Source organism: Kitasatospora sp. NPDC032121 (assembly GCF_055580145.1).
In genome coordinates this window covers 119,730-139,820 of sequence record NZ_JBVILX010000003.1, presented here as the reverse complement: position 1 = coordinate 139,820, position 20,091 = coordinate 119,730, and the positions used below count along the sequence as shown (strand labels likewise).

Annotated in this window: 17 protein-coding genes; 7 read left to right on the top strand and 10 right to left on the bottom strand. The window is 74.8% G+C overall.

What is annotated here, in order from left to right; all coding sequences use genetic code 11:
• Positions 1-42: 42 nt before the first annotated feature.
• Genes ACZ5OX_RS11670 through ACZ5OX_RS11660 form a run of 3 tightly spaced genes read right to left on the bottom strand, consistent with a single transcriptional unit; the run spans position 43 to position 3,481 of the window.
• Positions 43-2,277 carry an ABC transporter permease gene (locus ACZ5OX_RS11670; protein ID WP_465629733.1) on the bottom strand — a complete coding sequence of 745 codons (2,235 nt, stop codon included), beginning with the start codon at positions 2,275-2,277 and terminating at the stop codon, positions 43-45.
• A complete protein-coding gene (locus tag ACZ5OX_RS11665; protein WP_465629732.1) occupies positions 2,274-2,960 on the bottom strand; it encodes an ABC transporter ATP-binding protein in 687 nt (228 codons plus the stop codon). The genes ACZ5OX_RS11670 and ACZ5OX_RS11665 overlap by 4 nt, the downstream gene beginning before the upstream one ends.
• Positions 2,957-3,481 (bottom strand): PadR family transcriptional regulator, encoded by a 525-nt coding sequence (locus ACZ5OX_RS11660; RefSeq protein WP_449792788.1) that lies wholly within the window; start codon positions 3,479-3,481, stop codon positions 2,957-2,959. Before ACZ5OX_RS11660 ends, ACZ5OX_RS11665 begins: the two co-directional genes overlap by 4 nt.
• Positions 3,482-3,897: 416 nt before the next feature.
• On the opposite strand from ACZ5OX_RS11660, the gene ACZ5OX_RS11655 reads away from it, so the two are divergent.
• Positions 3,898-4,560: an Rv1733c family protein gene (locus ACZ5OX_RS11655; protein WP_465629731.1), complete on the top strand. Its 663-nt coding sequence runs from the start codon at positions 3,898-3,900 to the stop codon at positions 4,558-4,560.
• Between the two features lie 78 nt (positions 4,561-4,638).
• Here ACZ5OX_RS11655 and ACZ5OX_RS11650 read toward each other — a convergent pair whose 3' ends face one another.
• Both ACZ5OX_RS11650 and ACZ5OX_RS11645 read right to left on the bottom strand, forming a co-directional pair.
• Complete coding sequence (locus ACZ5OX_RS11650; protein ID WP_465629730.1) at positions 4,639-5,316, bottom strand: YoaK family protein; 678 nt, start codon at positions 5,314-5,316, stop codon at positions 4,639-4,641.
• 77 nt (positions 5,317-5,393) lie between these two features.
• On the bottom strand, positions 5,394-6,128 hold the full coding sequence (locus ACZ5OX_RS11645) for an MgtC/SapB family protein (protein WP_449792791.1): 735 nt from the start codon (positions 6,126-6,128) through the stop codon (positions 5,394-5,396).
• On the opposite strand from ACZ5OX_RS11645, the gene ACZ5OX_RS11640 reads away from it, so the two are divergent.
• From ACZ5OX_RS11640 to ACZ5OX_RS11620, 5 genes are all read left to right on the top strand, one after another.
• Entirely contained in the window at positions 6,123-6,272 is a 150-nt protein-coding gene (locus tag ACZ5OX_RS11640) for a hypothetical protein (RefSeq protein ID WP_465629729.1), read from the top strand. The genes ACZ5OX_RS11645 and ACZ5OX_RS11640 overlap by 6 nt on opposite strands.
• Positions 6,273-6,545: 273 nt before the next feature.
• The gene (locus ACZ5OX_RS11635) at positions 6,546-7,352 is read left to right on the top strand and encodes an ABC transporter ATP-binding protein (RefSeq protein WP_465629728.1); all 807 of its coding nucleotides are present in this window, start codon (positions 6,546-6,548) and stop codon (positions 7,350-7,352) included.
• Positions 7,349-10,090: an FtsX-like permease family protein gene (locus ACZ5OX_RS11630; RefSeq protein WP_465629727.1), complete on the top strand. Its 2,742-nt coding sequence runs from the start codon at positions 7,349-7,351 to the stop codon at positions 10,088-10,090. The genes ACZ5OX_RS11635 and ACZ5OX_RS11630 overlap by 4 nt, the downstream gene beginning before the upstream one ends.
• Positions 10,091-10,316: 226 nt before the next feature.
• Positions 10,317-10,688: a BlaI/MecI/CopY family transcriptional regulator gene (locus ACZ5OX_RS11625; RefSeq protein ID WP_465629726.1), complete on the top strand. Its 372-nt coding sequence runs from the start codon at positions 10,317-10,319 to the stop codon at positions 10,686-10,688.
• On the top strand, positions 10,685-11,620 hold the full coding sequence (locus ACZ5OX_RS11620; protein WP_465629725.1) for a M56 family metallopeptidase: 936 nt from the start codon (positions 10,685-10,687) through the stop codon (positions 11,618-11,620). The genes ACZ5OX_RS11625 and ACZ5OX_RS11620 overlap by 4 nt, the downstream gene beginning before the upstream one ends.
• A 258-nt stretch (positions 11,621-11,878) precedes the next feature.
• On the opposite strand, the gene ACZ5OX_RS11615 is transcribed toward ACZ5OX_RS11620, so the two are convergent.
• The 3 genes from ACZ5OX_RS11615 to ACZ5OX_RS11605 all read right to left on the bottom strand — a co-directional run bounded on the left by ACZ5OX_RS11615 (position 11,879) and on the right by ACZ5OX_RS11605 (position 15,548).
• Complete coding sequence (locus ACZ5OX_RS11615) at positions 11,879-12,898, bottom strand: acetamidase/formamidase family protein (RefSeq protein WP_465629724.1); 1,020 nt, start codon at positions 12,896-12,898, stop codon at positions 11,879-11,881.
• Positions 12,895-14,355 (bottom strand): APC family permease, encoded by a 1,461-nt coding sequence (locus tag ACZ5OX_RS11610; RefSeq protein ID WP_465629723.1) that lies wholly within the window; start codon positions 14,353-14,355, stop codon positions 12,895-12,897. Before ACZ5OX_RS11610 ends, ACZ5OX_RS11615 begins: the two co-directional genes overlap by 4 nt.
• A gap of 116 nt (positions 14,356-14,471) precedes the next feature.
• On the bottom strand, positions 14,472-15,548 hold the full coding sequence (locus tag ACZ5OX_RS11605; RefSeq protein WP_465629722.1) for an ABC transporter substrate-binding protein: 1,077 nt from the start codon (positions 15,546-15,548) through the stop codon (positions 14,472-14,474).
• Between the two features lie 56 nt (positions 15,549-15,604).
• On the opposite strand from ACZ5OX_RS11605, the gene ACZ5OX_RS11600 reads away from it, so the two are divergent.
• Positions 15,605-16,072 (top strand): MarR family winged helix-turn-helix transcriptional regulator, encoded by a 468-nt coding sequence (locus tag ACZ5OX_RS11600; RefSeq protein ID WP_392880005.1) that lies wholly within the window; start codon positions 15,605-15,607, stop codon positions 16,070-16,072.
• Positions 16,073-16,180: 108 nt separating this feature from the next.
• Here the strand turns inward: ACZ5OX_RS11600 and ACZ5OX_RS11595 are convergent, their stop codons facing one another.
• A complete protein-coding gene (locus ACZ5OX_RS11595; RefSeq protein WP_465629721.1) occupies positions 16,181-18,133 on the bottom strand; it encodes a hypothetical protein in 1,953 nt (650 codons plus the stop codon).
• 498 nt (positions 18,134-18,631) lie between these two features.
• On the bottom strand, positions 18,632-19,726 hold the full coding sequence (locus tag ACZ5OX_RS11590; protein ID WP_465629720.1) for a C40 family peptidase: 1,095 nt from the start codon (positions 19,724-19,726) through the stop codon (positions 18,632-18,634).
• Positions 19,727-20,091: the final 365 nt, after the last annotated feature.

The window sequence follows — 20,091 nt, the reverse complement described above, 5'->3', positions numbered from 1 at the left end:
AAGCAGCGGGCAACGGGCAACGGGCAACGGCCGGGGCCGGGATCAGCCGTTACGGGCCGCCTCGGGCCCGGTGATCCGCTTCAGCAGCGGCAGCGTCGAGGCGATGATCCCGAGCGAGGCGACCAGCCCGAAGCCGGTCAGCCCGTAGTACACCGCCCCCGGGGACACCAGGTCGTACTGCATCTGCGACTTGAGGAACATCGCCGCCGCCGCGAAGCCGGTGCCGATCGCGATCGCCGACACCACCAGCAGCGGCAACGCGCTCTCCAGCCCGATCACCCGCTGGAGCAGCCGCAGCGGTGCCCCGGTGAGCCGCAGCATCGCGAACGGGCGGCGGCGGTCCGAGAGCCCGGCCACCACGCTCACCGCGAGGCTGCACCCGGCGATCGGCACGGTGGTCAGCAGCACCACGTGCGCCAGCTGCCGCCAGGCCCGGAGCCGCTTCTGGGCCTCGGTGCCCCAGTCCTCGGCCATCCTGGCCTCGTACCTCGGGTAGGCCTCGGCGAACAGGGTGCGCAGTCGCTCCTTGGCCGAGGACGAGCCGTCGGTGGTCGCGTAGAGCAGCTTCACCGGAAGCGCGGCGGCCTCCGTGGCCGGGACCGGCGCGGTCGGCCACTCCTGGTTCGCGCCCTCCTGGAGGTCGAGGAACTGCTGGACGGGGACGGCCGCCACCGCCGCTCCGGGCGCGCAGCGCCCCAGCACCGGCACCTGTGCCAGATCCGAGCAGAGCACCAACGCGGGCGCGGGAAAGCGGGGTCGGGCCGGGTCGGCACCGATCCGCGTCGGGTTGTCGTGCGCCGACACCAGCCCCCGGAAGCCCGGGACGGCCCGGGCGGAGGCCACCAGGGAGTCCGGTACGGCGCCGAGCGTGTCCGCGGAGTCCAGCCGGTGCGGGAGGTCGACGACCGACTTGCGGACCTCCGGGTCGCCGCTCAACTCGGCTCCCCGGTTGGCGTCGATGGTCCCGATGATGCCGACGGTCGCACTGGTCACGAACAGGGCCACCACCAGGCCCGCCACCGCGCGGAAGCCCGCCCTCGGATCGTCGGCCAGTCGGCGCACCGCGATCAGCGCGGCCGGCCGGCTGGTCCGCAGGGCCACCGCCCGGGCCGCCGCCATGGTCAGCCAGGGCCCGGCGATCACCAGGCCGAGCATCACCAGCACGAACCCGGTGAGGTAGGCGGCGGCCTGCCCGTCGGAGGTCGACGGCCGGTTGTCGACGAAGTAGCCCAGCTCGGCGAGGCCGAGCAGCAGCGGGACCAGCCGCCAGGCCCGCGGCGGCTTCGGGGTGACCCTCCGGCTGACCCCGAGCGGGGAGATGGTGACCCGGCGCAGCGCGAACCGCGCGGCCAGCGCCGCCGCCGCCGGCACGCCCAGCGCGACCACGAGTGCCTGGTCCAGGTGCAGGCCCAGGTCCGCGAGGTAGAACCGCTCCCCGGTGAGCCGCATGCCGGCGACCAGCGGGCGCAGCGCGAGGTGGACGCCGAAGCCCGCGACCGTACCGATCACCGAGGCGACCGTGGACTCGACCGCCGAGATCACCGACACCTGCCGGGGCGTCGCCCCCACCAGCCGCATCGCGGCGAAGCGCTGCTCCCGGGTGGCGGCGGAGAGTCGGGTCGCGGTGCCGATGAAGACCAGCACCGGGAAGATCAGCGCGCCGATCACCACGCTGAGGATGAGGGTCACGGCGTCGCCGTGGACGCCGAAGCCGAAGCAGTCGGCCTCGCACGCGGTCGGCATCGCGGTCGCGATCGCGGTGACCGGCCTGGCCTCCGGGATGCCCTTGAGCTCGTCCACGGTGCGGCCGGCCACCATGGCCAGGGTGTCCGGGGAGGTCAGCGCCTCGGGTCCGATGGTGCCGACCGGCCGGCCCTCGAAGCGGTCGCCCAGTTCGACGGCCGGGGCCTTGCGCAGCAGCTCCGCCAGGGCGGGCGAGGCGTAGTACTCGCCGGGGGCCGGCAGCCCGGTCAGGCCCGGCGGCAGCGGCGAGGTGGGGCCGGTCGGGGCGACGTCGAACTCGACGATCCGCTTGCCCTGGTAGTAGTGGTCGTGGCCGTACCACCAGAGCGGGTCCGCCCGGGCCGTCCCGGTCCAGCCCTTGGAGCCGGTGTTCATCCAGAGCAGCCGTCCGTTGGAGTGGTCGACCGCGTTGAGGCTGGCGAGGCTCGACAGCAGCAGCCCGACCCCGATCGCGACCGCCGCCGCGAGCATCAGCAGCCGGGCCACCGCCTCCCGGCCGCCGCTGACGGCCAGTCGGAGCGAGAAGGGGATCACGAGGCCACCGTTCCGGCGGAGAGGGCGCGGGCCCGGCCGTCACGGACGACCGCCTCGCGGTCGGCGTAGGCGGCGACCCTGGCCTCGTGGGTGACCACGATGACGGTGGTGCCCTGTTCCCTGGCCGAACCGACCATCAGCTCCATCACCTGTTCGCCGGTCAGCGAGTCCAGCGCGCCGGTCGGCTCGTCGGCGAACAGCACCTGCGGACGGGCCACCAGGCCGCGGGCCAGGGCGACCCGCTGGGCCTGACCGCCCGACAGCTCGCCGGAGCGGCGCCTCTCCAGGCCGTCCAGGCCGAGCCGGGCGAACCACGGACGGGCCTCGGCCAGCGCGGCGGCTCGGCGTACGCCGTTCAGCAGCAGCGGCAGGGCGACGTTCTCCTCGGCCGTCAACTCCGGCACCAGCTGGCCGAACTGGAAGACGAAGCCGAACCGGTCCCGGCGCAGGGCGCTGCGCCGGGCCTCCGGCATGGTGTCCAGGCGCTGCCCGTTGAACAGCACCTCTCCCTCGTCGGGCACCAGGATGCCGGCCAGGCAGTGGAGTAACGTCGACTTGCCCGAGCCGCTGGGGCCCATGACGGCGAGCACCTCACCGGCCTCCACGGACAGGTCGGCCCCGCGCAGGGCGGGGGTCTCGCCGAAGGAGAGGGTGACACCGCGGGCCTCCAGGATCGTGGTCATGCCTTCACCTCCGCGGCGAGCGCGTCCAGCCGGGCGGCGGTGAGGTCGATCCAGCGCAGGTCGGCCTCCAGGTGGAACAGGCCGTGGTCGGCGAGCAGGGCGTCCACCAGCGCGCCGGTGCGGCGCAGTTCGGTGAGTTCGCGCATCCGGCGCAGGTGGGCGGCGCGCTGGGTGTCCAGGTAGTGCTCGGCGTCGCGGCCCAGCATCAGGGCCAGCACCACCTTGGTGAACAGCACGGACTGGAGGTTGGGCTCGGGTGCGACCGGCTCCTGGAGCCAGGTCTCGAACTCGGTGGCCCCGGTCTCGGTGATGACGTAGCGCTTGCGCTCGGGCCCGTCGCCGGGCTCCGCCTCGCCGGCCACCACCTTGCCGTCGCGGGCCAGTCGGCCGAGGGTCGAGTAGACCTGGCCGTACGGAAGGGGCTTGCCGCGGCCGAAGAGGGCGTCGTAGTCGCGCTTGAGGTCGTAGCCGTGGCTCGGCTCACGCTCCAGCAGCCCCAGGAGGGTCAAGGGAACACTCATGGGGGAAACATACACCCGGCGTATACCCCGAGTGTATAGCTGGGCGGAATACGGCCCCGACCTGGGAGTTCGTCAGCTTCGCCGCAGAGAAAGGGCGCAGAGCGGGCGGCAGAGCGGGCGGCGGACCGGCACGGAACAGGCAGGGGGTGACCCCACGACCACCCCCTGCCCCATACCTCGACCCGGCGCCCCCACGGCCGAACCGGGCCACGGCCGCGCCCAAGCACCGGGAGGACGCCGCCGATCTCCAGCCTGCCGGGTCCGCACCGTCGGTGCCGAGGGCCGAACGTCCCGACGGCGGGGTCGAGCGGCCCTGGCGGTCCTACGGGCGCGCACGAGTCTTGTGCGCGAGGGGCCGCCGGGTGGACATTGGGCGTAACCGCCTCGCGTCCCCGCGCCCCTGAGGAGCCCTCACCGTGTCCAGCACCCCCCGTCCGGCCCGGCCCGCGTCGCTCCCCCGACGCGTCGGCCGACAGCTGCGGCGGGCCGTCGGCACCCGGCACGAGCCGCTCGCCCGTCCCCTCGACCGCTCCCGGGCCCGCGCCTGGCTCTGCGCCGTCCTCGGCGCGGTGCTCGCGCTCGCCCTGGCCACGGGCGGATCCCTGCTCCTCTACCGCAACACCGAGCACCAGGTCGGCGCGGACCGCGGACGGCTGCGGCAGGTCGACGCCGTGGTCCGCGGCCTGCCCGACCGCGCCGCCGCCACCGCCGCCGGCAGCCGCTTCTCCGGCGGCTACAGCAGCCGGGTGGACGTCGACGCGACGTGGACCGCCCCCGACGGCACCCAGCGCCTCGGCACCGTCCAGGCCCCACGCTCCGCCGTCCCCGGCAGCCACGTCGCCGTCTGGGTCGACCCGGCCGGCGCCGCCTCCGCTCCCCCGGCCGACCGGGTGGCCCTCGCCGTCTCCGCCGCCTGCACCGGCGCCGGCGCCCTCCTCGCCCTGCTGGCCCTGCTCGTCCTCGCCCTCCGCCTGCGCCTCCACGCCCTCGACCGGCGCGGCGAGGCCGCCTGGACCGCCGACTGGGCCCGCCTCGAACCCCGCTGGAGCGGCCGCGCCGGCCACCGCAGCGAGGACTGACCGGGCCCCGGGCCCGGCCCGCCGGTCGCCGGTGACGCCCCGGAAGCAGAGGGGACGAGGGCACGCCGGCGAGGCGGCTCAGCGGGGGTGGGTCCAGGCGGGGGCGGGGGTGGCTCGGGCGGCGCGGTGGGTGAGGACGGCGACGCCGAGGAGGAGGACCAGGGCCAGGGCGAGGGCGACGGGGACGCTGGTGCGCAGGACCAGGAGGGCGCCGATGAGGGCCCCGGCGAACATCCAGACGGCGGAGGCGAGGCGACGGGGGCCGGTGCGGTCGGCGGCGAGGGCCGTGATGGTCATGGTGAGCACGGTGGTGGTGAGGTCGGGGACCTTCAGGGCGCGGACCACCGCGTTCTGGCCGCCCATGGCGAAGCCGAGCAACCCGATCAGGGTGTAGCGGGCCGGGTCGAAGGTGTGGCCGGCCACGGCCGCCAGCACCGTGGCCGCCGCGACCAGCACCGACTGGGCGGCGACGGCGGCGGTCAGCAGGTGCCCGCGATGGCCGGGCAGCCGGCGGGCGAGGTGGCCGCCGGTCAGGGCACCGAGCAGGAAGGCGACGAGGGCGGCCAGCGAGGCGGTGGCGGAGAGGTTGGCCGCACCGGCCAGGGCGAAGCCGAGGAACACCACGTTGCCGGTCATGTTGGCGACGAAGACGTGGCCGAGTTCGAGGTAGCTGACCGCGTCCACCACTCCGGTGACCACGGTCAGCGCCAGCAGCATCGGCACCAGCGGCCCGTGTTCGGGGTCGGGGGTCGGCATCGGGCCTCCAGCGGGATCGGACGGGGTTCGGACGACGGGGCGCGTACGACAACGGCGGCGAGTGACAGCCCTTCCGCTCAGGCGAGCGCCGGGTTGCCGGGCTCCTCCGGCTCGTCGTCCAGGTGCCAGTGCAGATCGCGCACGCCGGGCTCCAACGACAGCCGGGTGACGACCTGTTCGAGCGCCGGGGTCACCCGGCCGGTGATCGCGACGGTGGCCCGCAGGCTGGTGGCGTCGCCGCTGTCGGTGCGGCGGGCGCGCAGGCCGGTCGGGGCGAGGCCGGAGGCGGCGAGGGCCTGGAGCAGCAGGGCCCTGATGTGGGTCTCGGACTTGCGGTCGCATTCCAGGTGGACGGTGGCGCGGCAGGTGGAGTCCGGGTCGCTGCCGGACTGCGGGGCCCGGTCGAGGAGCCGGCCGGCCGGGCGCAGCACCAGGTGGACGCCGAGCACGGCGAGCGTGCCGAGGACGGCGAACTCCAGGTTGCCGGAGGCGGCCAGCACCCCGACGGCGGCCGAACACCACAGCGTGGCCGCGGTGTTGAGGCCGCGCACGCCGGCGCCGTCGCGCAGGATGACGCCACCGCCGAGGAAGCCGATGCCGGAGACGACGTACGAGGCGACCCTGGTGGGGCTGCCGGTGTCGCCGACGGCCTCGCTGTACAGCACGAACAGGGTGGCGCCGGCGGCGACCAGGGCGTTGGTGCGCAGGCCGGCCATCCTGGCCCGCCACTGGCGTTCGACGCCGATCAGTGCGCCGCAGGCGACGCCGGTGGCGAGTCGGACCAGGAACTCGACGGTGGTCAGGGTGTGCACGACGGCACCTCCTTCGCGGGAGGAGGGTACGAACAGGTGGCGGTCGGTCTGACGACCTCGATCATGGCCATCGCCGCCGCGGCCGACGGGGAGGCGCGCGCGACGGCCGCACGGGCCCCGAGGCCTGCCGCGCTCCGGATCTGACCGCACGTCGGGTGCCGGGCCTTCCGGCACGGCGGGAGGCCCACCCCCGGGGCCGTGAACCTTCCCGAGCATAGACCGCCCCCGAACGATCCGGCCCGGGTTTCCGCCCACATCCTCGACAGCTTTGTAGAAGTTTGACCGAACCCGACCGACCGGCCCCGTGAACACCTGTGGACACCCGCGGACCCTCGGGAACCGTCTCACCTTGCATCACGTCCTCCGGCATATATAGTTCACCGACATATGCAGTTGAGCAGCTCACGAGGGGGAAGTGTGTCCCACACCGATCCGACCCGGCCCGCACCCGTCCTGCGCCTGACCGACGTCACCCGGGTGCACGGGCGGGGCGCCGCCGAGGTGCACGCCCTGCGCGGCGTCGACCTGGCCGTCCACCCCGGCGAGTTCGTCGCCGTCATGGGCCCGTCCGGCTCCGGGAAGTCCACCCTGCTGACCCTGGCCGGCGGGCTGGACCAGCCCAGCGACGGCGAGGTGCTGGTGGAGGGGGTCGCGCTCGGCGGTCTCGGCCGCGGCAAGCTCGCCGACCTGCGGCGACGCTCGATCGGGTACGTCTTCCAGGACTACAACCTGATCCCGGCCCTCACCGCCGCCGAGAACATCGCCCTGCCACGCGAACTCGACGGCGTCCCGGGGCGCCGGGCCCGCCGGGAGGCACTGGCCGCGCTGGAGGAGCTGGGCATCGGCGAGCTCGCCGACCGCTTCCCCGACGACATGTCCGGCGGCCAGCAGCAGCGCGTCGCGATCGCCCGCGCCCTGATCGGCGACCGCCGCCTGGTCCTCGCCGACGAGCCGACCGGTGCCCTCGACTCGGCCACCGGAGAGGCGGTGCTCGCCGTGCTGCGCGCCCGGTGCGACGCCGGTGCCGCCGCCATGATGGTCACCCACGAGGCGGCCCACGCCAGTTGGGCGGACCGGGTGGTCCACCTGCGGGACGGCGCGATCGCCTCGGAGGCCCCGGGCCGCCGCGCCTCCGCCCGCCTCACGGCCGTGCAGCCGTCCGACGCGCTGCACAGGTCCGGTACGGCGTTCCCGTCGGGCCCGGCCGGCGAGGTGGCGCGGTGAGGCTCGGAGCCTGGCGGGTCGCCCTGCGCATCGCCCGCCGTGACGCACTGCGCGCCAAGGGTCGCAGCGCGCTGATCGCCGCCATGATCGCGCTGCCCGTCCTCGGCGTCACCGGCGCCGACGTGGTCCACCGCAGCGGTCAACTGACCCCGGCCGAACGGGTCGAGCGGGTGGTGGGCGGCGCGGACGCCCTGGTCACCTCACTCGATCCGGGCCGGCCGGTCGAACAGGCCCCGATCGCCGAGGACGGCGCCTTCTCCGTCCAGCCCCGCCCCGGGGACCAGCCCACCGCCGAACAGCAGAAGGGCGCGAGCACCGATCCGGCCGTCCTGGTCGCCTCGCTGCTGCCGCCCGGCAGCTCGCTCACCCCGGCCCGGCCAGGCCCTGAGGCCGGCGCGACCTCGCCCGAGGGCCTGGTCCGCACCCTCACCACCGAGGCCGACCTCGCCGACCCGGTCTGGCGCGGCCGGCTCGACCTGGTCGAGGGCCGCGCCCCGGAAGCCCCGCACGAAGTGGCCGTCACCCGGGCCTTCCTGGAGCGCTCCGGACTCGCGCCCGGCGCCACCACGACCCTCCAGGGCCTGGAGCACACCACCTACACCATCACCGGCATGGTGGAGCGCCCGGGCGAGCTGGGCAGGGTCGAACTCGTCGCCCGGCCGGGCGAGTTGATCGACCCGCTGAGCGCCGCCCTGGCGGCCGGGGGGCCGGCGGCGGCGAATCCCACGGCCGTCCGGTCCGCCTGGCTGGTCCGGCTGCCGTCCGGCGCCGCCCTCGACTGGGCCGCGGTCCAGCGGTTCAACGCCCACGGCTACACCCTGACCGCTCGTTCGGTGGCGCTCGCCCCGCCACCCGAGCGGGCCGTCCCCTACTACCGCGACGCGTACCGCTACAGCGACCCGACGGCCGCCAACAACACCAGGATGGTCGTCGCCACCGTCAGCGGCATGGCGCTGCTGGAGGTCGCCCTGCTCGCCGGGCCCGCCTTCGCGGTCGGCGCCCGCCGCTCGCGCCGCCAGCTCGCCCTGCTCGGCGCGGCCGGCGGCAGCCGCGCCCACGTCGGCGCGGTGGTGCTCGGCGGCGGCGTGGTCCTCGGCGCGACCGGAGCGGTGGTCGGCGTGGTGCTCGGCACCGCGGCGGTCGCGGTGCTGCGGCCGTGGATCGAGCAGTTCGGCGGGGCACGCTTCGGCCACTTCGCCGTACCGCCACTGGACCTGCTCGCGATCGCCGGAATCGGCCTGGTCACCGCGCTGCTCGCGGCCGCGCTGCCCGCGCTGCAGGCCGCCCGGCGCAGCGTCACCGCCGGGCTCACCGGCCGGGACACCGTCCGCGGGCCCAGCCGCCGGGTCACCGTCGCCGGTGCGGCGCTGCTCGCCCTCGGCGCCGCGCTCGCGATGTACGGGGCGGGCGCGGTACAGCGCGACCAGCCGGGCGTGGGCGGCTACGACACCCGCACGCTGACCGTGCTCGGCGGCTCGGTGGTCGCCGAACTCGGCCTGCTGCTGTGCACCCCGATGCTGGTCGCCCTGATCGGCCGGGCCGCCGGCCGGCTGCCGCTCGGGCCCCGGCTCGCCCTGCGCGACTGCGCCCGGCACCGCTCGCGCACCGCCCCGGCGGTGGCCGCGGTGATGGCCGCGGTGGCCGGCGCCGTCGCCATCGGCGTCTACACCACCAGCACCGACGCCGAGAACCGACGCGACTACCGGCCACAGGCCCCGTACGGCGCCGTCCAGTTGATCAGCCACATCGACGGGCCCCGGCTCGCCGACGAGCGCACCGAACTGGAGGGGCAGCTGAGCGGGCTCGGCCCGCGCGGCGACCTCGGCCAGGTGGAGTACCGCTGGTGCGAGAACTGCTCCAGCACCGTCCAGCTCAAGGGCCCGGTCGAGCGGCGCGGCCTCGGCGCACCGCCGCGGCTGGCCGCCGGTGACGTGACCGTGCTGCACAACCTGTTCGCGGTCCACGACCAGGCCGCGGAGCAGGCGCTGGCCGCCGGGAAGCTGCTGGTCTTCGACCGGGCCCTGGTGGGCGCCGACGGCAAGGCCGTGCTGCTGCTGCGCGGCGGGGGCGGCGCGCCGCTGGAGCCGGGCCAGGTGCCCAAGCCGGAGATCCAGGAGGTCCCGGTCGACGCGGTGCTGGTGGACGACCCGGCCGCCGCCGACTTCGCCCAGGGCCTGGTGCTTCCCTCCGCGCTGCCCGGGCTCGGGCTCGCCGCCCGGCCGACCGGCTCGGTCTGGCTGCCCGCCACCCCGCCCGACCGCAAGGCGCAGCAGCGCGCCGAGGCGGCCGCCATCCGGCTGGACCGCCTCGCCCAGCTGACCGTGGAGCGCGGCTACCAGCCGAAGGGCGACGCGCTCACCCTGGCGCTCACCGGCTTCGCCGGGCTGGTCGTGCTCGGCGCGGCCGGGATCGCCACCGGCCTGGCGGCCGCCGACTCCCGGCAGGACCAGGCCACCCTGGCCGCCGTCGGCGCGCCGCCGCGGATCCGGCGGACCATGGCGGGCCTCCAGTGCACGCTGATCGCCCTGCTGGGCGCGCTGCTCGGGGCGGTCAACGGGTTCGTGCCGGCGGTGGGGCTGCTGAAGTCCCGGGCCAGTGGGTTCGGGGCCGAGCCGGCGCTGATCACCGCGCCCTGGGGCGAGCTGCTGCTGATCGTGCTGGTGCTGCCGCTGGTCGCGGGGCTGCTCGCGGCGCTGCTCACCCGCTCCCGTGTCCCGCTCGGGCGGCGGCTGTCCTGAGCGCGGCGCCTGCCCCGGGCAACGGCTGCACGTGCACCGGACACCGGCGGCCGGCGTCGGACACGGCTTGGACACCGGCCGACCACCACCCGGGCACCAGCCGGGACCCGCCGGGCGTCCGCCCCCCTTTCATCCGGGGGCGGGCGCCCGGCGCTCGCCGTACCATGGGCCGCGTTCCGGCGGGCGAAGGGCGCCGACGGTCGGCTCGGCGAGGGAGAAGAGGGCGGTGCTACGGGGGTTCGGCGATCTGGAGGCCGAGATCATGGACCGCTTCTGGTCCTGGGGCCGGCCCGCCACGGTGCGCGAGGTGGTGGACGATCTCCAGCGGGAACGGGCGGTCGCGTACACCACCGTCACCACGGTCGCGGACATCCTGCACACCAAGGGCTGGTTGCGCCGCGACAAGGTCGGCCGCGCCTGGGTGTACGAGCCCACCTGCACCCGCGAGGAGTACACCGCCCAGCTGATGCACCAGGCACTGGAGACCACCCCCGACCGGGCGGGCGCGCTGCTCCACTTCGTCGACCGGATCACCGGGGACGAGGCATCGGCCCTGCTCAGGGCCCTGGAGCAGGTGAAGTCCCGGGGCGCCGAGTGACCCTCGCGCTGCTCTGCCTCCACCTGGTGGTGACCGGCGTCCTGCTGCCCCGCCGACTGGTCGGCTCCGCCCGGCTCCAGGCCCGTCCGCTGGCGGGCGCGGCGCTCTGGCTCGCGCTGATGGCCTCGTTCACGGTGGGCCTGCTGCTCACGGCCCACCACGCGGTCGAACCCTTCGCCCACCGCCCGGCCGGGCTGCTCGGCCTGCTCGACCTCTCCGGTCTGCTCGGCCGCTCCGGTCTCCTGCCGGGCGCCGCGCCGACCGGGCCGGTGCCGCCGCACACCCACGACTGGTGGCTGCTCGCCGCCGGCGGGGCGCTGCTCGGCGCCCTGGTGACGGCCGTCGGCCTGCGCGCCGGGCGGGCCAGGCGGCGGCACCGGGCGGTGCTGGACGTGGTCGCCGTACGGGACCGGCGCTGGGACGCGCTGGTGCTGGAGCACGCGCATCCGACCGTCTACTGCCTGCCCGGGCGGCGTTCCCGGGTAGTGCTGTCGCGCGGGGCGCTGCGGCTGCTGAACGAGCGGCAGCTCACCGCGGCCGTCGCGCACGAGCACGGCCACATCCGCGGCCGTCACCACCTGTTCCGGCTGCCGGCCGACACCTTCGCGCTGCTGCTCGGGCTGCTGCCGCTGGCCCGGCTGGGGCGCTCCGAGGTGGGGCTGCTGTTGGAGATGGCGGCCGACGACGCGGCGCTGGAGCAGGTGTCGCGGGGCGAACTGGCCTCCGCGATCTGCGCGTTGGCGACCGGCGGCGCTCCCGGCCGGGGAGCCCCGGCGGGCGGCGCCGCGCTGGGTGCGACGTCCACCGGGGTGCTCGCCCGGGTACGGCGGCTCGCGCGTCCGGGGAGCGGACGGGTCCGGCCGGCCTGGCGCTTCGGGGTGTCGGTGCTGCCGCTGCTCCCGTACCTGCTGGTCTGCGCGCCGCACCCGTGAGGCGCCCGGCGGGACACCGCGCCCGGACAGCTGCCGGGAGGCCCGCCGAGACGCCCGCGGGCCCGTCGGCGTGGGGGTGCCGACGGGCCCGCCGTGGGGGTGGGGTGGGGGTCCGTGAGATTTGCCGGGGCCTTGACCCGGGCGCCTGAACGCGCGGGCCCGGGGCCGCGTTGTCCCCCGGCGCCGCGCTGCCACCGGCGCCGCGCTGCCACCGGCGTCGCGCTGTCACTGGCGCCGCGTGTCACCGGCGGCCGCGTGTCACCGGTGCCGCAGGTACGCCCCGGCGGTCTCGCGCAGCCGGTCGTGCAGCCCGTCGTAGGCGCGGGCCCGGCCCAGCAGGCTCTTCGGCAGCTTGGCGACCATCGTGTAGTTGGTGTCGCAGACGTTCGCCGCCGGCGCCAGCCCGGCCTGGCTGACCAGCTGGTAGGCGTCGAGCTGGTCCAGGCCGAGCAGTTCGCCGGTCCAGCCGACCAGGTCGTGCTGGCTGATCCGGAACGCGTCCTCCAGCGGGCGGGCGGAGCCGGTGCTGATCAGGAAGTCGTCGTTCTCCAGCCGGGGCCAGGCCGGGCCGCCGCCCTTGACCAGGTCGACGATCACGGTGGTGCGCATCGCCGCCTCCACCGCCGTGCCGCACACCTCGCCCTCGCCCTGGCGGGCGTGGCCGTCACCGATGGCGACCAGACCGCCCTCGACGTTGACCCCGAAGTAGGCGGTGGTACCGGCCCGCATCTCGGGGGTGTCCAGATTGCCGCCGTGCGCGCCCGGGGTGATCGAGGCCAGCACCTCGCCGGCCGCCGGGGCGACGCCGACCGTGCCGTGCATCGGGTCCAGCGGCAGCTCCGCCGTGAACTCGCTGTTGCGGGCCCGGAACCGGCAGACGCCCACCTTGACGTCCAGGTCGTAGACCCAGACCCGCTCCTCCAGCGCCGGGTGCAGCATCGCGGTGGTGTGGGTCGCGGTCAGCGCGCCGAAGTGCGGGAAGCTGCTGGAGATCCCGTACTCCCGGGCCGGGGTGATCTCCACGAAGTGCACCGCGAGGACGTCCCCCGGCTCGGCGCCCGCCACCGCGATCGGACCGGTGACCGGGTTGAGGTAGGGGAAGACGCACACCTGGCTGGGCAGGTCGCCGGTGCCGCGCACCTTGCCGCCGAAGCAGTCCTCGGTGGTCAGCTCGATGACGGTGCCGGGCTGGACGGTGACCAGCGGGGCGCGGCCGCCGAAGGTGTAGGCGTAGTCCTCCGGGGTCGGGCTCAGCTTGACGATCTCGGGCAGGCTCACTGGTTCTCCTCGGGGGTGGTGGCGGCGCTCGCGGCGTTCGCGGTGTTCGCGGTGGAGGCTTCGGGGCCCGACTCGGCCTCGGCGACGGCCAGTCGGGGCTTGCGCCCGGTCGCCATCAGCCCGGCGAGCACGATCCCGCCGACGAGCAGCCAGACGAAGCCGAGCCGCTGGGCCGCGATGTTGGCGTTGACCACCACGTACGCGAGGATCGCGAAGCCGAGCGCCGGGGCGATCAGGTGCCGCCAGTAGTCCCTGCTGCGCTTGCGGACCAGGTAGTGGACGACCACGGCGACGTGCAGGACCAGGAAGGTGGTCAGCGCACCGAAGTTGACCAGGGTGCTCAGCAGGGTGATGCCGTCCTCGCGCGAGGCCGTGTAGAGGCCGAGCACCAGCGAGATCCCGGCGGTCAACAGGGTCGCGTTGACGGGCACCCGGCGGGTGGGGTGGATCCGGGACAGGAAGGCGGGCAGCTGGCGGTCGCGGGCCATCGCGTACAGCAGCCGGGAGGTGGCCGCCTGGGCGACCAGCGAGTTGGCGAAGCCCCAGGCCACGGCGGTGGAGGCGGCGGTCAGCGTGGCGAGCCAGCCGCCGGCGGCGGTGCGGGCCGCGTCGTAGAAGGCGGTGCCGTTCGGGTCACCGTCCCGGATCAGCGCGTCGGGGTCGGCGACCAGCAGCGAGGCCACCCAGGTCTGCACGATGAACAGTGTGCCCGCGAGCAGCAGCGCGGCCACCATGGACCGGCCGATGGCCTTGGCGGAGTCCCGGTTCTCCTCCGAGAGGGTGGAGATGCCGTCGAAGCCCAGGAAGCTGAGCACCGCGATCGAGACCGCCCCGAAGACCAGGCTCCACGAGAAGGTGTGCGAGTCGTACAGCGGGGTGAAGTCGAAGCCCCGGCCCTTGCCGTCGGCCAGGGCGATCACGCCGACCACCACGAACAGGGCCAGCACGACGAGTTCGCCGATCAGCATCGCCTTGTTGACCCGGTTGGTGGTCTCGATGCCGAGGTAGTTGACCACGGTGTTGAGCAGCACGAAGCCGATCAGCCAGAGCCAGACCGGGATGGACGGCACCAGCGAGTTCATCGCGACGCCGGCGATCAGGTACAGCAGTCCGGGCACCAGCACGTAGTCGAGCAGGATCATCCAGCCGGACAGGAAGCCGACCGGGGCGGCGATGCCGCGGCCGGCGTAGGTGTAGACCGAGCCGGCCATCGGGAAGGCCCGGGACATCTGGGCGTACGACAGGGCGGTGAACATCATCGCCACCATGCCGAGGACGTAGGCCAGGGCGACCATGCCGCCGGAGCCCTGGAAGACGCCGCCGAAGATGCCGAAGGGTGCGATCGGCACCATGAACACCAGCCCGTAGACGAGCAGGTCGGTGAAGCCGAGCGAACGGCGCAGTTCCTGCTGGTAGCCGTAGCTCTCGATGCCCTGGGGTGCGGGTGTGTCAGCCATGGTGCTCTCTCTCCGTGACGACCCTGCGGGGTGTGTGGAGAGACTGTAGGGGCAAGTATTTCCAGATGGAAGGGTTTTGTCGCGCCGTCCCGACTGGCGAGAAGGAGCGACCCGGGTTACCGCGACAGGACGGCGAAGCCGAGGCCCTCGGCCCGGGCGAGGTGGACCGGCGCCCGGGCCGCGCCCTCGCGGTGCAGCAACCGGCCCGCGGCCGCCCGCAGGCCGTCCGGGGCCAGCGCCCGACGGGCCGCCAGGTCGGCGAGCAGGTGCAGGCCCTCGTACAGCCCCACCGCGTAGGCGTCCAGGACGGGCGCCCACGGGCCGCACAGCGCCCGGTGCCGCTCGGCGAGGCTCTGCCGGCGCTCCTCGGCCAGCGTCGCGAAGGAGGGCATCGCGGCATACAGCGTCCCGGTGTCGTCGCCGCCGAGCGCGAGCAGGCCGTTCTCCTCCAGGGCGCCGGAGAGCCGCACCAGCCCGCGATCCAGCCCGCTGCGCCGCAGCGCCCGGTTGAAGTGCACCTGGTCCCGCCCGATCAGACTGAGCAGCAGGGCGTCCGCACGGGCGGCGCGCAGCGCGTCCAGCAGCGGTTCGAGCGCCTCCTCGACCGCCCCGAAGGGGATCCGCCGCTCCAACACCACCCGGGCACCGGCCCGCGCCGCCAGCCCCTCGGCGGCCCGGTGGACGGAGCGCGGCCAGATGTAGTCGTTGCCGATCAGCGCCCAGCGGGCGAGGTGATGACGACCAGTCAGTTCTGCCATGGCAGAGCCGAGTTGACGGGACGGGTCGATGCCGGTGCAGAGCACCCCGGGCAGTCGGGAGCCGCCCTCGTGCGGCGGGGTGAAGACGTACGCGACGCGGCCCGCGGCGACGGTCTCGACCGCCCGGTGCACGTCGCTGGTGTGGCACCCGGCGAGCGCGTCCAGCGCCCCGGCGTCCAGCAGCCGCCGCACCTCGCCGGCGACCGGGCCCGGCGCACCGCCGCCGTCCACCAGCACCAACTCCAGGGCGCGGCCGAGGACCCCGCCGGCCGCGTTGACCTCGTGCGCGGCGAGCAGTGCGCCGTCCAGCGCGGACGGGCCGGTGAGCCCGAGCGGGCCGGACTGGGGCACGACGAGGCCCACCCGAAACGCCGGCTCCTCCCGCACGGAGTGCAGCGCGTCGAGCGGATCGATCAACCTCACCTCGGCGCTCACAGTGCGAGTATCGTCGTACTGCCGATATCGGGAAAGGCCGGAAACGGGAGGGTCCGATGACCGCAGTTGGTGCCGCACCGCAGATCGAGGGCCGCTCCCCCGACACCACCGGAGCCTCGGCCGCCGCGGAGCCGCTGCTGGTCGAGCTGGTCACGCTGGCCCACCGCAGGCTCTCCGGCGGCCTCGCCGCCGCCCTGGCCGAGGAGGACTGCACCGTCGACCAGTGGCGGCTGCTGCGCGTCCTCGCGGACGGCCGGGGGCACGCGATGGGCGAGCTGGCCCAGGCGCTGCTGATCCCACAGGCGAGCCTGAGCCGACTGGTGGACTCGCTGGCCGACTCGGGCTGGGTCTACCGGCGCCAGGACGAGCAGGACCGCCGCCGGATCACCGCCCACCTCTCCCGCCAGGGCCGCACCCGGCTGACCCGCCTCGACGCCCTCGCCGCCGCCCACGACGCCGCCGTCCGCCGCGCCTGCGGCCTCACCGACCCCGCGCACCTGCTGCAACGGCTCGCCGCGCTCTGACCGTCGGCCGCCGGGGGGCGAGCAGGCCCTTCGCCGAGTGCGGGCGGGCCGGGCGCCGCCCCCGAGGAGCGACGCCCGGCCCGCCCGCATGTCAGGCCCGCCCGTCGGTCAGGCGAGCTTCTGGCAGAGCAGCGCGTACGGCCGCGCCGCCCACAGCTGCCACCAGGGCTGGCTGTAGGCCACACCGGCGACGAACTCGTCGTTCGCGCACTGGCCCTTGGCGAAGCCGTACGCGAAGTCGCCGCCCGAGGCCGTCGCGGGCCGGTTGTCACCCTTGTCGAACCACAGTGTGCGGATCGAAGTCCCCAGCGGGGACGCCGACTTGGCGCACAGCACGCTCATCGTCCGGCCGTTGCGGCCGTATCCGGAGACGAAGGAGCCGGCGGGGCACTGGGCCTTGGCGTAGCCCGGCGCCCAGTCGGTGGTCACATAGGTGCCGCCGTGGTCGACGACGTACGAACGGCCGGCGTCCCACAGGTCCGCCTTGGTGACGTCCGTGCACAGGCCGTCGTCACCGCCGTGGCTGAGCCCGATCAGCCGACTGCCGTCCGGGCAGGACGCCTTGAGGGCCGACGGGTCCCAGTCCGGCCGGGTCTTCAGGTAGGCGGAGTGGGCGTCGTCGGACAGGCCGGAGCTGAGCGAGGTCCAGTCCACCAGGCGCGGCGGGTTCGGGCCGGTGCTCACCGAGGCGAGCAGCCACTCGCGGTGGAACGCGAGGAAGGGCAGGTCTGCCGAGAGGATCGGGGTGCCGAGGATGGCGAGCTGCGCCATCAGAGCCCCGTTGATGTCGAGTCCGCCGTAGAGCGCGGCCGTGCCGTTGATGTCCGGCGTGCCGCCCGCGCCGGCGAGCACGATCGAGCCGTTGACGGCGGCGCGCAGGTACGGCTCGATCGAGGCCTTCACGCCGACCGTGTCGTACAGGGCGATCGAGCCTTCGGCGAGCAGGCCGGCCTTCGCCGAGGCGGAACCCTTGAGGTTGAGGCGCAGCGGGGCGACGGTGGAGGTCCCGGGCTCGGTCGTGGTGGTCCAGCCCGGACCCTTGACGTAGTCGGAGTGGACGCCCCACTGGCCGTCGTACGACTGCTCGGCGTCGAGGGTGACGGTGCCGTCGGCGCCGATGTCGGCGGAGAGGGTGAAGTTCAGGTTGATGACGACGGGCAGGGGGCCCACCATCACCACGGGGTTGGCGCTGTACTTGGCCAGCGGGATGCGGACGGACCCGGTGCTCGCGGTGAGGTCCGCGCTGACGTGCCAGTCGGCGTGCGCGCCCAGGGTGAAGCCGATCCGGGCCTGCTGGGGGTCGAGCAGCCCGAGGGCGCCCTGGTAGGAGAAGTCCACGGACGGGGTGAGCGAGACCGAGCCGGAGAGCGTCGCCGAGGAGCCGTTCGGCAGCGGAACGGTGGCGTGGGCGCTGAGCCCCAGGCTCCCGGAGACGGAGCCCTGGCCCGAGGTCGCGCCGAGGTCGGTGGTGACCTGGATGCCGCCGATCTGCGGCTGGACCTCGAACGCGCTCGGGCTGACGGCGCTGCGCAGGCTGGTGCTGGTCGCGCCGAGCAGCTCGGGGAGGGTGGCCGGGCGGGTGGTGACGGCGACCTTCCCGTCGGCGGTCGGCTGCACGCCGGTGACGGCGACCAGCGCGCCGTGCGGGGCGGCCGGGGTGGGCGGGCTGTCGATCAGCTGCCCGGGCTGGACAGCGGCCGCGGCGGCATCGGGGGCCGCGGCCCGGGCGGACGGCGCCTGCGGACCGGTGGTGGCCGGTGCGAGCACGGCGGTGCCGGTGGCCGCGTCATAGGAGGAGAGCGCGAGGCCGAGGGCGGCGGTGGCGGTGGCCGGCGTGCTGCCCTGCGCCGGTGTCGCCACGACGGCCGCGGCCGTGCCGGACGCCGGGGGTGCCAGCGCTGCCGGGGCGCTGGGGCCGGTGGCCGACACGGCCGTCGTGGTGGTCGTGCTGGTCGTGGTCGCGGCGGCCGGTAACGCCGCCACTCCGTTCAAGACGGCGCCGCAGAGGAGGAGCACGGTCGTTGTCGCGGCGGCTGACGACGTCAGCTTGCGCACGGTCACGTGGAGGGTCCCTTCGGGTCAACGGTGCTGGAACGATGGTGACTTGCGTGGCTGGGCGGAGTGCCCGGAGCAGTCCGCACTGGCCCTGACCGACGGGTAACCTAGCAGTGACCGGGAGCACTTCTGAATGGTTCGCGCGGTACCGGAACCGGATCACCGCGACTTCACGAGCGAGGAACCGGGCTTTCCCCCACGGTTCACACGGCGCTCGGCGGCCCGGACCCGGGAGGGCGCGTTCGCCCTGGGCCCCGACGGCGGGACCGGCCGTCACATGCACGCGCGGGAAGGAGAATCGACCGCGCCGGGCAGCCGGCGCACGGCCCGCCGGGGCGCACCCGGCCAACTGTCCGTCCCGACTGCCGCCCCCTGCACCGACGCCGCACGGCGCCCGGAACGCAGTGGACCCGGGGGCACCGGCCCCCGGGTCCACTGCGGTCGGTCCACGAGGATCGGCCCGGTCTCGTGGACCGACCCTCGTGGATCACATGAGGCGCCCGGTCAGGCCGGGCGGACGGCGCCCATGTAGGGCATCGCGGAGATCGGCAGGACCTCGATGTTCTTGCCCGTGCGCGGGGCGTGGATCATCTTGCCGTCGCCGATGTACAGGCCGACGTGGTGCAGGTCGTTGTAGAAGAAGACCAGGTCACCGGGCTGGAGGTTGGCGCGGTCGACGTGCGGGCCGTCCTTCCACTGCTCCTCGGACGTCCGGGAGATCGTGACGCCCGCGGCGCGGTAGGCCTGGCTGGTGAGGCCGGAGCAGTCGAAGCTGGCGGGGCCGTTCTTGCCCCAGCCGTAGGGCTTGCCGAGCTGGGCCTGGGCGAAGCCGATGATGGCGCCGGCCCGGCCACTGGCCGACGGCACCGGGGCGTTCATGTCCGGGCGGTCGGCGGAGCGGGAGGCGCGGTCCTTGGCGGCGGCAGCGGCGGCGGCGGCCGCCTGCTGGGCCTCGGCCTTGGCCTTCTCGGCGCTCTGCTGGGCGTTGATCTTGGCACGGTCCTCGGCGCTGAGCTTGTTCAGCATCTCCTGGGCCTGGGCCAGCTTGGTCTGGATGTCCTTCTTCTGCTCCGCCAGCTGGGTGCCCACCGAGTCGAGCGCGGCCAGGGTGGCGGTGGCCTCGGCGCGGTCCTGGTCGAGCTTGCGCTGCTCGTCCTGGGCCTGCTTGAGCAGGCTCGCCTGGGAGTCGGAGACCTGGTTCTGCACCGAGGCGCGCTCCAGGTAGGCGGACGGGTCGGAGTCGAGCATCAGCTGGACCGACGGGTCTATGCCGTTGGTGCGGTACTGGTCGGCGGCGACCGCGCCGAGCCGGGTCCGCAGCTCGTTCATCGCCTCCTGACCGCGGGCGACCTTCTCCTGGATCACGTTGGCGTCGGCCTGGAGCTGCTGCTGCTTCGCCTGGAAGCCGTTGTGCTTCTCGATCGCCTGCTCGGCCGCCTCGTTGAGCTGGTCGACCTGCTCCTTGACGGAGGCCAGGCTCGGGGTCGGCTCGGCGTGGGCGGTACCGGAGGCGAGGACCGCGCCGCCGGCCGCCATGGCCGTGGTGACGACCGCCATGCGGGCCCGGCTCGGCGGGCTGGGCTTGCGACGCTTTCCCATGGCGGTCGCTCTCCTTCGGGGGAATCTGGGGAGGGTCCGGACGGAGCCGGGGAACGGCTCGGCCGGGGCCGGGGACGACGAAGGCGGGCAGGGCGAGCAACGGGGGGGTACCGCCCCGCCCACCTTCTTCGAAGTAACTTAATAGATGAGGGCCCTGGTTCCGCAATCCCCCTGATCATGACGTTTTGGCAGCATGACGGGACATCGATCACGTTCCCTGCCATCGGTGTTGACCTCGGACATCGCGCCCGCCGCCGACGGCCGCCGCCACCCTCGCCGACCTGCGCCCGTCCCACTCCCGCTCCCCGGCTCCCCTCGACCCCCCTCCACTGCCCCCCCGGCTCCCCTCGGCTCCCCCGTACGGC